This window comes from Nocardia farcinica (assembly GCF_001182745.1).
Taxonomy (GTDB): domain Bacteria; phylum Actinomycetota; class Actinomycetes; order Mycobacteriales; family Mycobacteriaceae; genus Nocardia; species Nocardia farcinica.
In genome coordinates, this window is the sequence record NZ_LN868938.1 from 3,085,525 (window position 1) to 3,101,726 (window position 16,202).

The 16,202-nt window shown below is 73.7% G+C and carries 4 protein-coding genes; all 4 read right to left on the bottom strand.

Translation table 11 applies throughout. The annotated features are described in order from the left end of the window. Positions 1–79: 79 nt before the first annotated feature. From AMO33_RS14705 to AMO33_RS14720, 4 genes are read right to left on the bottom strand one after another with little or no spacing between them, the layout of a single operon-like run. Positions 80–889: an ABC transporter permease gene (locus AMO33_RS14705; protein ID WP_011207638.1), complete on the bottom strand. Its 810-nt coding sequence runs from the start codon at positions 887–889 to the stop codon at positions 80–82. Further along, the gene (locus AMO33_RS14710; RefSeq protein WP_082668672.1) at positions 889–1,812 is read right to left on the bottom strand and encodes an ABC-2 transporter permease; all 924 of its coding nucleotides are present in this window, start codon (positions 1,810–1,812) and stop codon (positions 889–891) included. Before AMO33_RS14710 ends, AMO33_RS14705 begins: the two co-directional genes overlap by 1 nt. Continuing rightward, complete coding sequence (locus AMO33_RS14715) at positions 1,809–2,777, bottom strand: daunorubicin/doxorubicin resistance ABC transporter ATP-binding protein DrrA (RefSeq protein WP_060592974.1); 969 nt, start codon at positions 2,775–2,777, stop codon at positions 1,809–1,811. The genes AMO33_RS14710 and AMO33_RS14715 overlap by 4 nt, the downstream gene beginning before the upstream one ends. Further along, on the bottom strand, positions 2,774–15,991 hold the full coding sequence (locus tag AMO33_RS14720) for a non-ribosomal peptide synthetase (protein WP_060592975.1): 13,218 nt from the start codon (positions 15,989–15,991) through the stop codon (positions 2,774–2,776). Before AMO33_RS14720 ends, AMO33_RS14715 begins: the two co-directional genes overlap by 4 nt. Between the last annotated feature and the right edge of the window lie 211 nt (positions 15,992–16,202).

Here is a 16,202-nt window from a genome sequence, read left to right on the forward strand (position 1 = left end):
TCCGGTTCCAGCGCGGGTACCGCTGACCGGGGACGACGAGTACCGCCCCTGACCGCGTACCGTCCGCCGGAGAACCCCGTCAGCTGCGGCTGGCCCGCCGGTAGCCGATGGCTGCCGGAACCGCGCACACCGCGATGATGCCCAGCGACCACAGCACCGTGCGGGTCAGCGGATCGGCGAGCGGCCCACCCAGTGACAGCGCCTTCATCGCGTCCACGGCGGCCGACATGGGCTGGTTGCGGACGACGGGCTGGATCCACTCCGGATAGGCGATCAGCGGAACGAACCCGGTGCTGAAGAACATCAGCAGGGAACTGAGGATGGCGACCCCCTCGACCAGCGCGGCCTTGGCCGTGTACACCGCCACGGCGGTGACCAGGGTGGCGAAGGCGAGGCCGAACAGGACCGGGACGGCCACGAACGCCAGTGCGGCGGGCACCCCCTGGTGGAAGCGGAATCCGAGCAGATAGCCGACGCCCACGACGACGAGGGTGCCCAGCAGGATGCGGCAGCCCTCGGCGAGCACCCGCGCCACGAGCCCGGAGGCGCGGTGGACGGGCAGCACCCAGAAGCGGGCGAGCAGGCCGTCGTCGCGTTCGCGGCCGAGCATCACCCCGCCCGCGACGGCGCCGGACAGCGCGCCCACCACCGCCACCATCGGCACCGATCCGTAGAGGGCGTCGTCGCCGGCGAACTTCTGGATCTGCCCGCCCACGACGGTGTCGAGCATGAACAGCAGCAGGCACGGGATGATCAGGGTCTCCAGCAGCGCCACCGGGCTGCGCGACCAGCGCAGCAGCAGCCGCTGGGTCTGCACCGAGACGTTGGCGGCCAACGTGATCGGCGAGTTCTCCGGATACGTCGGCTTCGCGCGATGTGCCGCCCCCATCACGACCTCCTCGTGGCGAATCGAACGGCCAGGGGCAGTGCGAGCGCGAGGATGCCCGCCAGCCACAGCAGCGACGGCCCGAGCAGCGACCAGCTGACCACTCCGGCGTTGCCCGCGGTGTCTCCGGCCAGTGCCCGCAGCCCGATGGCGAACTGCGAGATCGGCTGGTTGCGCACGAACGGCTGCACCCACTGCGGGAACTGGGTGGCCGGTGCGAGCGCGGTGGAGAGCATGCCGAGGATGAGCGGCGGCAGCACCAGCGCCTGGGTGGTGGCCTCGGGGCTCTTCGACGCGGTGCCGATGACGTCCGCGCCGACGGTGAAGGCGATGCCGATCGCCAGCGCCAGCGCCAGGAATCCGAGCGTGTGCAGGGCGTCGAGCCGGAACCGGAACCCGATGACGTGCCCGCACACCAGCGCCGCGGTGAGGGCGATGACGAGCCGGAACACGTTGCCGGACATGCGCGCCCCGAACGGCACCAGCTTCCCGATCGGCATGGAGCCGAAGCGGCGGTCCAGTCCCGCGACGGCGTCGGTGGCCGAGCGGAAGGCCGCGCCGATCGCGGTGAACGCGGCTGCCTGCAGGATCACCAACGGCATCATGAACTGCGCGTAGCTGCTGAATCCGGTGCCCGCGAAGGTCATCACCGTTTTGAGCGGGATGTAGAAGCTGGCGGTGAAGGCGGCGGGCGCGAACACCGAGGTGAGCACCTCCCCGGTCTTGACCGAGGGTGTGATGAGCCGGGTGGTGAGCACCCACCACTGCCGCGCGCGCACCGGCCGCGCGCGCAGATCGGTGAGCCAGGCGCCCCGATGGGCGGGTGCCGCTGGCTCCGTCGCGACCGCCTCGATCACGGGCACCGCGCCGGCCCGGGAAGCGCTGCGTGCGGATGCCGCGCCGCCGCCGGGTGTCGGCCCGCTCATGCGGGCACCTCGCTCTCCGTCGCGGCGGGATGGCCGGTGAGGTGCAGGAAGACGTCGTCGAGGGAGGGTCGGCGCAGGGCGATGTCGACCAGTTCCAGCCCGGCGGCGTCCAGGCGGCGCAGGGCCTCGGCGAGCGTCTTGGCGCCGTCCGGGGCGGGGATGGCGAGGCGGTCGGCGTCCGGGCCGGGCGCCGGATGGCCGGGTGGCAGCAGCGGACCCAGGACGGCCGCGATGGCGGGCAGGTCTTCCAGTCGCAGCGGCACGACCTCGCAGTAGCTGCCGCCGGTGCGGGATTTGAGTTCGTCGGCGGTGCCCTCGGCGATGACGACGCCGTGGTCGATGACGATGATCCGGTCGCAGAGCGCGTCGGCTTCCTCCAGGTACTGGGTGGTGAGCAGGGTGGTGATGCCGTGCGCGCGGAATCCGCCGACCAGATCCCACACGCCCTGCCTGCTGCGCGGGTCGAGGCCGGTGGTCGGCTCGTCGAGGAACACCACGTCGGGCCGGACGACCAGTCCGCAGGCGATGTCGATGCGCCTGCGCATGCCGCCGGAGTAGGTGCCCACCCGGCGTCCGGCGGCGTCGGTGAGGTCGAATTCGACCAGCAGTTCCTCGGCACGGGCCCGGGCGGCTCGTTTGCGCAGTCCCATCAGCCTGCCGAACATGACCAGGTTCTCGTAGCCGCTGAGCATGTCGTCGAGCGCGGCGAACTGGCCGGTCAACATGATGCAGCGGCGCACGCCCGCCGGGTCGGCGACCACGTCGTGCCCGGCGACACTCGCCCGGCCCGCATCCGGGGTGACCAGGGTGGACAGGATGTTGACCGTCGTGGTCTTGCCCGCGCCGTTCGGGCCGAGGATGCCGAGCACCTCCCCCTGGTGCGCGACGAAGTCGACGCCGCGCAGCGCGCGCACGGCTCCGAAGGACTTCTCGACGCCGTCGACCACTACCGCGGTGTCGTTCACTGGGTGCCTCCAAGGTGCTGGTCGAGCAGCCGGGCGATCCGCGGCAGGACGTGCGGTGCGGTCAGCTCGTCGTGGGTGGCTTCGATGTCGTGACTGGTGAGGCGGCCGGTGATGTAGGGCCGCCAGCCGTCCGGTCCGAAGATCTCGGAACTGTCCACGGTGGCGTGGAAGTACACCGCGTCGCCGGGGAAGACCGGCCTGCGGTAGCCGGTACGGGTGCGCGCGGAGGCGTTGTAGGACGCCGCCATCCGCTCCAGGGTGGCGGCATCGACCACGGCCGCGCCGCCCATCCGTGCCGCGATCAGCTCGGCCGCCTGCTCGGCGGTGGCCGCGGCGGGCACGTCCTCGATGCCGAAGACGGCGCCGAAGGTGTGCACGAAGGTGCCCGCGGTGAGCGGTTCGATGCTGTCGCCGTCGATGTCGGCGGTGTCGGCGTCCAGCAGCGCGAGCACACCGACCTCGGCGCCCTCCGCCGCCAGCTGCGCGGCCATCGCGTGCGCGATCAGGCCGCCGTAGGACCAGCCCAGCAGGTGGTAGGGCCCGTCCGGTTGCACGGCTCGGATCTCGCGCAGGTAGCGGCGGGCGAAGGCCTCGATGCTGCCGGGGGACGGCTCGCGGCCGCTCAGATCGGGTGCCTGTAGGCCGTAGATCGGGCGGCCGGGCGCGAGCGCGTCGGCCAGGCCCAGATAGGTCCACGCCATGCCCGACGAGGGATGCACGCAGAACAGGGCGGGTGCGTCGCCGCCGAGCCGGATGGGCAACAGGACATCCAGGCCCAGACCGGCGCCCGGGGTGACCTCGGCCTGTTCGGCCAGGTGCCGCTGTTCGGCTTCGGCGGTCTCCCGGCCGAGCGGGCTGTGCGCGAAGCGGGCCAGCGCGGTCAGCGCCGCGACCCACGATTCGGCCAGCTCGGCGACGTCGGCGCGGTCGAGCAGGGTCGCGGGGAACCCGAAGCTCGCCCGCAGCCGGTCGTCGATCACCACGGCGTTCACGTCCACCTCGGCCTGCAACGGCACGCCGGGGTGTTCGGTCGCGGGCAGCTCGCCGAGGTCGTCGGTGGGCAGCCAGCCCAGGCCCTCGAGGCCCGCGGGGATGTCGGCGGCGGCGTAGCGGCCCAGGTAGTTGAAGGCGATCCGGCCGGGCAGCCGTGGCGGAAGGTGCGGTGCGGTGTCGCTGTTCAGGTAGCGGAGCATGCCGAAGCCGAGTCCCTTGTCGGGGACGGCCCGCATCACGTGGGTCACCGCGCGCATCGCCGCGCCGAGTTCGGCGCCGCCCGCCAGCGCCGCGTCCACGTCGACCGCGACCGGTAGGCGCACCGGGTAGATGCTGGTGAACCAGCCGATCGTTCGGGACAGGTCCGCCCCGGGAATCACGTCCTCCTGCCGCCCGTGGCCTTCCAGGCGGACCAGTACGTCGCCGGTGTCGGTGCCGCGCCGCGCCCGCCAGGCCCGCACGGCCAGCGCGAGACCGGTGAGCAGCCCGTCCTCGGCGCCGCCGTGCACGAGCGCGGGGACGGCGGTCAGCAGGTCGGTGGTGAGCTCCGCCGGAAGTTCGACCTCCACCTGGGTGAGCGTGCGCGCCTGATCGATCGCCGGGTCGAGGTCGCGCGCGGCGAGGCCGGGGTCGGGACCGGCCACGACCTGCTGCCAGTAGGGCAGCTCGGCCCGGCGTCGCTCGCTGTGCGCTTCCTCGGCCAGGGCGTGCGCCCAGCGCCGCATCGACGTGCCGGTGTCGGCGAGCACCGGGGTGGCCCCGGTCGAGACCTGCGCCCACGCCGCCATGAGATCGGGCACCAGGATGCGCCAGGAGACGCCGTCGATCACCAGGTGGTGGGCGACCACGACCAGCCTGCCGGTGCGGGGTCGGGCCCCCGCCGTGCCGACCGGATCGAGCCAGAGGAACTGGAGCACCGGGCCGTCGGCGGGGTCGAGCCGGTTCAGCGCGGCGTCGAGTTCGGTGACGGCGAATTCGCGCAGGTCCAGCGGATCGGCGTCGGCCGGGAACTCGATGCGGCGCACCAGCGCGGCCACGTCGACGGTGCCGGGCGCACCGGTCACGATCCGCCAGTCGCCGTCGACCCGGAGCAGCCGGGCCCGCAGCATGTCGTGCCGGTCGACGACCGCGGCCAAGGTGGTGTGGAGTTGCTCGGCGGTGATGCCGAGCGGCAGCTCGAGCACCGCGGTCTGCGCGAACCGGTCGAAGTCGCCGCCGCGCTCGATCATGTAGCGCACGATCGGGGTCGGCGGCAGCTCCCCCACCCCGCCACCGGGCAGCTCCTCGAGCACCACGGCCACGCCCGCGTCATCGGCCGCGGCGGCCAGCGCCGCGACCGTGCGATGCTCGAACACCTGCAGCGGGGTCAGCGTGATGCCTTCCTGTTTGGCGCGGGAGACCAATTGGATGGCCAGGATGCTGTCGCCGCCGAGGGCGAAGAACGAGTCGCGCGTGCCGACCCGGTCGCGGCCGAGCAGGTCGGCGACCAGGGCGGCCAGGGTCTGCTCGGTGGGCGTGGCCGGGGCGACGTACTCGGTGCCCGCGCCGCCGAACACCGGTGCGGGCAGCGCGGCCCGGTCCAGCTTGCCGACAGCGTTGCGCGGGATCGCGTCGAGCACCACGAACGCGGACGGCACCATGTATCCGGGCAGGGTTTCCGCGGCGTGAGCGCGCAGCCGGGTGAGATCGAGGTCGGCGCCCGGCTCGGGTACCACGTACGCGGCGAGGGCGGTACCGCCGCCGGGCCCCGCCACGCCGAGGGTGACCGCGAAGTCGACACCGGCGGCGCGGGTCAGCACCGCGTCGATCTCGCCGAGTTCGATGCGCTGACCGCGCACCTTGACCTGGAAGTCGGTGCGGCCCAGGTACTCCAGCTCGCCGTCGCGGGTCCAGCGCACCAGGTCGCCGGTGCGGTACATGCGCTCGCCCGCGCCGCCGTAGGGGTCGGCCACGAACCGCGTCGCGTTCAGGTCCGCCCGGCCGTGGTAGCCGCGCGCCAGGCCCGGCCCCGCCAGGTACAGCTCACCCGCCACCCCGGCGGGGACCGGGCGCAGCCGGGCATCGAGCACCACCGCGCGCGCCCCGGCCACGGGTCCGCCGATGGTGACCGGCGCGTCCGGCGTCAGCGGTGCCGAGGCGGTCGCCCAGATGGTGGTCTCGGTGGGGCCGTACAGGTTCAGCATGGTGCGACCGCGCGCCCACCGCCGCACCACCTCGGCGCCGACGGCCTCCCCGGCGACGGCGAGCACGCGCACCGACGGCGTCGACTCCGGCTCCAGCGTCGACAGCGCCGAGGGGGTGATCACCATGTGCGTTACCTGCTCGGCGGCGATCAGCTCGGCCAGCGCGGTCCCGCCGAACACGTCCGGCGGTGCGACGACACACGCCGCGCCGGTCCCGAAGGCCATGAGCGCCTCGAACACCGAGGCGTCGAAACTCGGGGACGCGACCTGCAATACCCGGGCCCGCTCGTCGAGCCGGAGCAGATCTCGTTGCGCTGCCACCAGATCGGCGACGCCGCGGTGGGTGACGGTGACGCCCTTGGGGATTCCGGTCGAACCGGAGGTGTAGATCATCCACGCGGGCCGGTCGGGATGGACGGTGCCGGGCAGCGGTGTCGCACGACCGTCACCCGACGCCGGTGCCGGGGCGGTGGTGTCGAGAACGAGCCAGTGGGCCGAACCCGGCAGCCGGTCGCGGTGGGCCGCGACCGTGAGGCCGAGCAGCGCGCCGGAATCGGTGAGCATGTGCTCGATCCGGTCGCTCGGGTGCTTCGGGTCGACCGGCAGGAACGCCGCGCCCGCCTTGGCCGCCGCCCACATGCCGATCCACAGGTCGGCGCCGCGGGGGAGGCCGAGGGCGACCACCGTCTCCGGTCCGGCACCCGCGGCCACGAGCAGGCGTGCCACGTCGGTGGCCCGCCGGTCGAGTTCGCGATAGGTCAGCACGGTCCCCCCCGCGATCAGCGCGATCCGGTCCGGGTGGGCGGCGGCGGTGCGAGCGAGCAGGCCGGGCAGCGTCGTGGTGGCCGCCGCCGCGCGCGGGTCGATGGCAGGCACCAGGCGGCTGCGTTCCTCGGGCAGCAGCAGGTCCAGGTCGCCCACCCGGACATCGGCGTTCCCGGCGACGGTCGCCAGCAGCGCGACCCAGCGCCGTGCCATCGCCTCGGCCGTGCCGGGATCGAACAGGTCGGTGGCGTAGGTCAGGACCGCGTCGATGCCGGCCCGGTCGGTGCCGTCGGTGTGTTCGCGCAGGTCCAGGGCCAGGTCGAACTGGGTGGCGTCGCGGTCGAGGTCTTCGACGGTGATGCGCAGGCCGGGCAGTTCGAGGACCGGCTCGGTGTAGTTCTGCAGCGACAGGGTCACCTGGAAGATCGGGTGGTGGGCGGTCGAGCGGGGCGGGTCCAGGTGCTGGACCAGCCGCTCGAAGGGCACATCGGCGTGGGCGAAGGCGGCCAGGTCGCGCTCGCGCACGGCGCCGAGCAACTCCCGGAACGAGCGGTCGGGATCGACATCGGTGCGCAGCGCGAGCGTGTTGACGAACATCCCGACCATGCCGTCGAGCGCGGGCTCGCCGCGCCCGGCCACGGCGGTGCCGAGCACCACGTCGCGGGTGCTGCCGAGACGGGCCAGCAGCACCGCGAAGGCGGCGTGCACCACCATGAACAGGCTCACCCCGGTCGCGGCGGCGAGTGCGGCCAGTCGCCGGTGCAGATCGGCGTCGACGGTGAACGGCAGGTCCGTTCCGCGCAGCGAGGGCACGGCGGGTCGCGGCCGGTCGGCGGCGAGTTCGATCGATTCCGGTGCGCCGAGCAGGGTTTCGCGCCAGAACGCGGTCTGGGCGGCGGTGCGCGAGGTGGGATCGTCCTCGTCGCCGAGCAGTTCGCGGTGCCACAGCGCGTAGTCGGCGTATTGGACCGGCAGCGGCGGCAGTTCGGCGGTGCCGCCCGCGGTCTCGGTGGCGTAGGCGGTCATCAGGTCCGCGGCCAGTGGCGCCATGGACGCGCCGTCGGCGCTGATGTGGTGCACCACCAGCGCGATCACGTGCTCGGGCGCGGCCCCCGCGTCCACGGGCAGCCGGAACAGCCCGACCCGCAGCGGCGGATCGGTGGTGAGATCGAAACCGGCGCAGGCGAGTTCGGCGATCGCGGCGCGCAGCGCGGCACCGTCGTCGATCGGCAGGACGGCCGGCTCGGGGGCGGCGACCTCGACGCCGACCACCACCTGCCGCGGCCCCTCGGCATCGGCCGGATACACCGTGCGCAGGCTCTCGTGGCGGCGCACCACCGCGGCCAGCGCACGGCGCATCGCGGCGGTGTCGAGGACGCCGGTCAGCCGCAGGGCGACCGCGATGTTGTAGGCCGGGGAGTCGGGTTCGAGCCGGTTGAGCACCCACATGCGCTGCTGGGCGGGCGACAGCGGCACCCGGTCCGGCCGCAGGCGCGGCGCGAGCACCGGCAGCCCGCTCGGTCCGTCGAGGGCCGGCACCACCCGCGCGGCCAGTTGCGCGGCGGTGGGCGCGTCGAACAGGTCGCGCAGCGCGACGGTCGCATTCAACGCGGCATTGACCCGCGCCACCACCTTGGTGGCGCTGAGCGAGTTGCCGCCCAGCTCGAAGAAGGAGTGGTCCACGCTGACCCGCTCGGTGCCGAGCACCTCGGCGAACACCTCGGCGACGGCCCGCTCCACCGCTGTGCGCGGAGCCAGGTACGGCCGCTGCGACACCGTGAAATCGGGCACCGGCAGGGCCTTGCGGTCCAGCTTGCCGACCGGGGTCAGCGGCACCTCGTCGAGCACCACCAGGTGGGCGGGCACCATGTAGCCCGGCAGCACGCCCGCCACCCGCGACCGCAGCCGCTCGGCGTCCAGCTCGCCCGGGGTGCGACCGGGGACGGGCACCACATACGACACCAGCACCGGTTCGCCCGCCGGACCGGGAAGGCCGATGGTGGCGGCGTAGTCGACGGCGTCGTCGGCGGCCAGCACCGCGTCGATCTCGCCCAGCTCGATGCGCAGGCCGCGGATCTTGACCTGGAAGTCGCTGCGCCCCAGGTATTCCAGTTCGCGCACCGCACGGCCGTCGCGCGGCACCTCGATCCAGCGCACCATGTCTCCGGTCCGGTACATGCGTTCGCCGGGCGCGCCCCAGGGGTTGGCGACGAAACGGGCGGCGGTCATCGCGAATCGGTTGAAGTAGCCGCGCGCGATGGCCGGGCCCGCCAGGTACAGCTCACCCTCCACGCCCATCGGCACCGGCCGCAGCCAGGTGTCCAGTACCAGCACCGCGGCACCGCGGATCGGCCCGCCCACCGTCACCGGCTCCCCCGGCCGCAGTTCGCCGGGCCCGGTGGCCCAGATGCTGAACTCGGTGGGGCCGTAGAGGTTCAGCATGCGCCGCCCGACCGCCCACTGCGCGGTCAGCTCCGGGCCGGACGCCTCGCCCGCGACCGCGAGCACCCGCAGGTCGGGCAGCTCGCGCGGGTCCATGGTGGCCAGCACCGAGGGGGTGATGACGGCGTGGCTGACCCGTCGGTCGCGCAGCAGCCGTTCCAGTTCCGGCCCGCCGTAGACCTCCGGCGGCGAGAGCACCAGGTGCCCGCCGACGGCGTGCGCGGTCAGCAGCTCGAACACCGAGGCGTCGAAGCTCGGTGAGGCGACCTGCAAGGCGCGCGCCGACGGCTCGAGATCGAGCGACTCGTGTTGGGCCGCCACCAGATCCGCGATCCCGCGATGGCTGAGCAGCACGGCCTTGGGCTTGCCGGTGGAACCGGAGGTGTAGATGAGGTAGGCCGTCTGGTCCAGCCGGATCGCTCCGCCGCGTTCGGCGTCGGTGATCGGATCGTCGGGTACCGTCATCGCCCGCCGGATGGTGGCGAGGTCGTCGAGCAGCAGCCAGTCGATGGTGCCGGGCAGGGTTTCGCCGGTGGCGCGGACGGTCACGCCGATGGGCGCCTTGGAATCGGTGAGGATGTGCTCGATGCGTTCCACCGGATAGTTCGGGTCCAGCGGCGCGAAGGCCGCGCCGGTCTTGGCCAGCGCCCACACCGCCACCACCGACTCCACCGAGCGGGTGAGGGCGAGCACCACGAACACCTCGGCGCCCACCCCGCGGCGCAGCAGCACCCGGGCGAAGCGGTTGGACCAGGCGTCCAGCTCGCGATAGGTCATGCTGTCGGTCCCGGCGCTCACCGCGACGGCATCGGGGTCGAGCGCCGCGGCGGCGGTGAGGACCTCCGGCAGCGTGCGCGCGGGCACCGAGGCGGGCCCGCGCACCGGTGCCAGCGCGGCCAGCTCGGCGGGGTCGCAGTGCTGCACGGCCGCCACGCGCCGGTGCGGGTCGGCGGCGATCTGTTCGAGCAGCGCCACGAACCGGTCCAGCAGCCGGGCGGCCGCGGGCTCGGGCAGGTGGTCGGCCATGAACTTGATCGTCAGCCGCAGCCGGTCGCCGGGTTCGCCGGGCACCGCGTGCAACGGAATGACCATGAGGTTCAACGGGTACGGCGTGGCGTCGGTGCCCGCGACGTCGAGCACCCGCATGCCGGCGATGTCCAGCGACTGCGACAGCGCCTCGCGGTCGACCGGATACGACTCGAACACGGTGAGGGTGTCGAACAGCTCGGGCAGGCCGACCGCCTCGTGGATGGCGGCCAGGCCCACGTGCTGGTGATCGAGCAGGGCCGCCTGCTCGGCCTGCACCCGCGCCAGCAGTTCGCCGACCGTCTCGGCCGGGTCGAGGCGCACCCGCACCGGGAGGGTGTTGATGAACAGCCCCACCATCTCCTCCACCCCGGGCAGCTGCGGCGGCCTGCCCGAGACGGTGCCGCCGAACACCACGTCGGTGCGGCCGGTGAGCATGGTCAGCAGCAGCGCCCAGGCGGCCTGCACCGCGACGTTGACCGTCGCGCCCGCCGCGCGGGTGGTCGCCTCGAGCCTGGCCACCGCGGTCGCGGGCAGATCCACCGAGACCATGCCGGATTCGGTGGAGCGGATCCCGGCCAGGGTGGGCACCGCCCGGGTGGGTGCGTCGACGCCGGCCAGCGCCCGCCGCCAGGCGGTCAGCGAGTCGTCGCCGTCGGCGGGACGCTGCTCGGCCAGCCAGGCGAGGAATTCCCGGTAGGAGGGGGCGGGCGGCAGCACGTCGGCCACCGGCGCGCCGAGCCCCGCCGCGATGTAGACCGTCAACAGCTCCCGCACCAGCAGCGGCGTGGACCAGCCGTCGAGCACCAGGTGATGGTTGGTCATCAGCAGGGTGTAGGTGTCGGCGTCGGTGCGGACCAGCTGGAACCGGATCAGCGGCGGACGGGCCAGATCGAAGCGGGTGCCCGCGTCCACGGCCAGCACCCGGTCCAGTTCACAGGCCCGCTCCCCCGGCGGCAGGTGGGTGAGGTCGGTGTCGCGCCAGCTGACCTCGGCGTCGGCCAGCACGAGTTGCCGTGGGCCGTCCGGCGTTTCGACGAATGCCACGCGCAGGTTCTCGTGCCGGTCGACGAGCACCTGGGCGGCCGCGCGCAGCCGGGCGCCGTCGACCCGGCCCGCGAGGGTGAGCCTGGTCTGCACGGTGTAGCCGTCGGCGGTGTCGGTGTCGTACCAGGCGTGGAAGAGCAGGCCGTACTGCAACGGCGACAGCGGCCACACCTGCGCCAGGTTCGGGTATTCGCGCTCCCACCGCACGAGTTGTTCCTGGGTGACGGTGGTGAGCGGGAAGTCGGAGGGGGTGTGTCCACCGGCGCCGGGGCGCTCGGCGTGGGCGGCGAGCGCGGCCAGTGCGTCGGCCCAGTGCCGCGCGAGTTCGTCGACCTCGGCGGCGTCGAGGATGCCGCTCGCGTAGGTCCAGGTGATCTCCAGTCCGGCCGTGCCGAGGATCGCGTTGATGTCGACGACGGCGGGCAGCGGGGCGCGCTCGTCGGTGGTGCCGGCGAATCGCCTCGGCAGCCAGTGGCTCCCGTCGGAGTCGGTGGTGGCGCGGCCGAGGTAGTTGACGCTGATCTGCGGGGTCGGTCCGGCCGCGAGCACGGGCGCGGTCGCCGGATTCAGGTAGCGCAGCATTCCGTAGCCGACGCCCTTGTCCGGGATCGCCCGCACCTGTTCCTTGACCGCCTTGATCGCCGCGCCCGCGGCGGGCCCGCCCGCGAACGCGTCCGCGAGGTCGATGCCGGTCAGGTCGAGCGCGATCGGGTAGACGCTGGTGAACCAGCCGACAGTGCGCGCGAGATCGGCGCCGGGCAGCACGGATTCCTCGCGACCGTGTCCCTCCATCGTGAACAACGTCCTGGTCCGGCCCCGCCAGCGCGCGACCGCCATCGCCAGCGCGGCCAGCAGCACGTCGTCGGCGCCGCAGTGGAACAGCTCGGGCAGCACGTCCACGGCGGTGGCCGCGATCGCGCCCGGCACCGTCGTGCGCCGCTCGCCGGCGGTCGCGACCACGTCGACGGCCGGATCGGCGGCGCGCCTGCCCAGCGGCGGATCGGGGACCGCGGCGATCGCCTGCCACACCGGCAGCTCGCCGACTCGGGCCTCGGCCTGCTCGACGGTGGCGTGCGCCCAGCGCCGGAACGAGGTGCCGACGGGCTCGAGTTCCCCACCGGCCCAGGCGGTCACCAGGTCCGGCACCAGGATGCGCCACGACACCCCGTCGACGACCAGGTGGTGCAGCACCAGCCACAGCAGCGGCGTGCCCGCCGGGGCGGCCGGGCGCAGCAGTACGAACCGGGCGAGCGGCCCGGCGACCGGGTCCAGCCGATCCGCCGCCGCCTGCAACGCGGCCTCGACCACCTGCTCCGGAACCTCGGGTTCGGCGACCTCGATCACCTCGACCAGCGCGGCGGCGTCGACAGCGCCGGGCGCGGCGACCGTCCACGCCCACCCGTCGCCCTCGTGCAGGGTGGACCGCAGGATGTCGTGCCGGTCGACCAGCGCCTGCACGGCGTTCGTGAGCTGCACGGCGTCGACGTCGGACGGCACGGCGAGCAGCGCGGCCTGGCCGTAGCGGTGCCACGTCGGTCCCTGCGCGAGCATCGCCGCCACGATCGGGGTGATCGGGATCGGCCCCACGCCGCCACCGGGCAGTTCGGTGACCGCGGTGTCGGCGGCGTCGGCGGCCACGGCGGCCAGCGCGGCCACCGTCTTGCGCTCGAAGACGTCGCGGGCGCTGAACCGCAGGCCCGCCGCCCGCGCCCGCGAGACCAACTGGATGGAGACGATGCTGTCGCCGCCGAGGGCGAAGAAGTTCTCGTCCACGCCGACCGCGTCCAGACCCAACACCTCGGCGAACAATCCCGCCAGCGTCTCCTCCCGCGGCGTGCTCGGCGCCCGATGCACGCCCGGCCGGGCGCCGAAATCCGGGGCGGGCAGCGCCCGGCGGTCCACCTTGCCGACCGGGGTGAGCGGGACGGCGTCGAGCACCATGATCACGCTCGGCACCATGTACCCCGGAAGTGTCTCGCCCACCGCGGCTTTCAGCGCCTCCGGTTGCACCTCGCAGCCGGGGGTGGCGACCACGTACGACACCAGCGCGGTCGCGCCCGCGGGCGTGGTCGCCCCGATCGTCAGCGCGAACTCGACCTCGGGCCGGTGTTCCAGCGCGGCGTCGATCTCGCCGAGTTCGATGCGGTAGCCGCGCACCTTGACCTGGAAATCGGTGCGGCCCGCGTAGTCCAGCTCCAGCCGCTCGCCCGCGCGCCGCCACCGCACCAGGTCACCGGTGCGGTACATGCGCTCGCCGGGTGTGTAGGGGTTCGCCACGAACCGGCTCGCCGTCAGGCCGTTGCGCCGGTGGTAGCCACGCGCGAGACCCGGTCCGCCCAGGTACAACTCGCCGGTGACGCCGGGCGGCACCGGCCGCAGCCAGGGGTCGAGCACCAGCGCCGTCATCCCGGTGGCCGGGCTGCCGATCGTCACCGGCCCGTCCGGGGACAGCGGTGCGCTGAGCGTCGCGGTGACCGTGGTCTCGGTGGGCCCGTACCCGTTGAGCAGCCGCCGCCCCGCCCAGCGCGCCACCAGCTCCGGTGGGCAGGCGTCACCGCCGACCACCACCGTCCGCACCGCGGGCAGGCTCGCCGGGTCGAGCGAACCGACCACGGCCGGAGTCACATTCAGGCAGGTCACCTCGTGCGCCCGCAGCACCTCGGCCAGTTCCTCGCCCGCGTAGGCCTGCGGCGGCACCACGGCCAGGGTGGCCCCGGCCGCGAAGGTCACCAGCAACTCCTCCACGGAGATGTCGAACGACGGCGAGACCGCGTGCGCCACCACGGCCTCGGCGGTGACGCCGAACGCGGCGCCCGAGCCCGCGGCCAGGTTCGCCAGCCCCCGGTGCGGGACCACGACCGCCTTCGGCAGCCCGGTCGAGCCGGAGGTGTAGATCAGGTAGGCGGGCTGGTCGGGGTGCGCGGGCGCGCGGCGGTCGGCCGCGGTGACGGTGGCCGGATCCTGATCGGCGACGATCGCCGCCGTGGCCGGGTCGTCGAGCGCCAGCCAGGTGAGGTGACCGGGCAGGGCGGGCCGGGCCGCCGCGACGGTCACCCCGGCCTGCACGCCGCTGTCACCGACCATGTGCTCGATCCGGTCGGCGGGCAGGCCCGGATCGATCGGCACGAACGCGGCGCCGGTCAACGCCACCGCCCAGGTGGCGAGCACGGATTCCATCGAGCGTGGAATCGCCACGGCCACCGCGGTTTCCGGGCCGGCGCCCTGCGCGATGAGCAGCCGCGCCACCCGCGAGGCGTAGGCCAGGACTTCCCGATAGGTCAGCGCCCGGTCCCCCGCCCGCACCGCGATCGCGTCCAGATCGCGGGTCGCGCCCGCGATCAGCAGGTCCGGCAGCGTGCGCGGCGGCAGGCCCGCCGGGCCGCGCGCGGGCAGCAGCTCGGCGCGCTCGGCCGGGTTCAGCACCGGCACGTCCCGCAGCGGCGCGGCGGTCCCGGCGGCGAGGAAGCCGTGCAGGAAGTCCAGGAATCGGCTGTGGTGCCCGGCCAGCTCGTCGGGGGCGTAGAGGTTCGGGTTGGCCTGGAAGTCCAGGTGCGTGGTTTCCCCGCCGACACCGGGATACAGGTTGAGGAACAGGTCCTCGATCAACCCGGAGGTCAGCACGTGGGTGCGGCCGACCACCTCGCCGAGGGTGATCCTGGTGTCGATCATCATCAGGTTCACCGTGGGACCGAAGGAGGCGGCCTCGTCCACCGCCCAGCCCAGGTCGCGCACGATGTCCTCCTGGCGGTAGCGCTGCCTGCGCAGCGCCGAGGTCAGCTCGCCCTGCGCCGCCCGGATCAGCGCACCGACCGTGATCGCGGGGTCCACCCGCAACCGCAACGGCACCACGTTGGCGACCATGCCCCCGGAGCGGCGCAGCGCGGCGGTGGTGCGTCCGGACACCGGCAGACTCAACGTCACCTCGGCCGCGGACGTCGCCGCGGCCAGATACGCGGCGAACGCGGCGACCACGATCGGGGCCACCCCGGAGGACTCCGCCCGGGCCACGGCGTCGATGAGTTCGGCGGTGGCCGAAGGGAGTTCGCCCGCGGCGACGATCGGATGCGCGTCCACCGGCGCGGTGCGCCCGGCCAGCCCCACCGGCTCGGCCATCCCGGCCAGGTGCTCGCGCCAGTGCGCGCCGTCGGCCTCGAACCGGGCCGAATCCCGGTACGCCGCATCGGCCGCCACGATCGCGCGCAGGTCCTCGGCGGTGCTCGGCGGAGGCTGCGTGCCGGTGCGCGCCGCGGTGTACAGCTCGGCGATGCGCCGCACCATCGTCACCGCGCCGAAACCGTCCAGCACGATGTGGTGGATGCGCTGGTACCAGTACCAGTGCTCGTCCCCGAGGCGCAGCATCGCGAACGCGCCGAGGCGATCGCTGAGCAGATCCAGCGGCGCGCTGTACTCCGCGCGCATCCACTCCTGTGCCGCCGCGACCGGATCCGCCGCGTCGCGCAGATCGATCACCGGCAGGTCGTGCTCGATCCCGGTGTCCACCACCTGATAGGGCAGGCCGTCGACCTCCATCAACCGCAGGTAGCCGGTGCCGAACTCGCGGCCCGCCTGCCGCGACACCGCGGCGAGCAGCTCGACGTCGACCGGCCCCGTGAGCTCCACGTACTGCGCGATGGAGATCGGGGTGTCCCCGGCGAAGTGCTGGGCGAACCAGATACCGCGCTGCGCGGCCGAGAGGGGGAAGGCGTCGGCGGGCAGCTGCTCGCGCGCGGCGACCGGGGAAACGGAACGCTGAGGCATGGGAAGTGTCCTGCGTGCTCGAGAGTGGGCGTGCTCAGGAGAGGAATCGACACAGACAGGGGTGGACGGCGCGTCCGCGTGGTGGACGCGCTCAGCCGCCGGCGGGCCGGGCTCGCGACGAGATTTCCGGCGGGTCGATCGACCAGCGTGCGCGTGGAGGTACTTCCGCTGGAAGTTTAGCGCCGGTGCAGGTCGCGACTGCTCGGATTGC

What these genes read in the sequence shown, in the direction of transcription:
- AMO33_RS14705 (WP_011207638.1), bottom strand. Translation starts at nt 889, where the DNA reads ATGGGGGCGGCACATCGCGCGAAGCCGACGTATCCGGAGAACTCGCCG.
- AMO33_RS14710 (WP_082668672.1), bottom strand. Translation starts at nt 1,812, where the DNA reads ATGAGCGGGCCGACACCCGGCGGCGGCGCGGCATCCGCACGCAGCGCT.
- AMO33_RS14720 (WP_060592975.1), bottom strand. Translation starts at nt 15,991, where the DNA reads ATGCCTCAGCGTTCCGTTTCCCCGGTCGCCGCGCGCGAGCAGCTGCCC.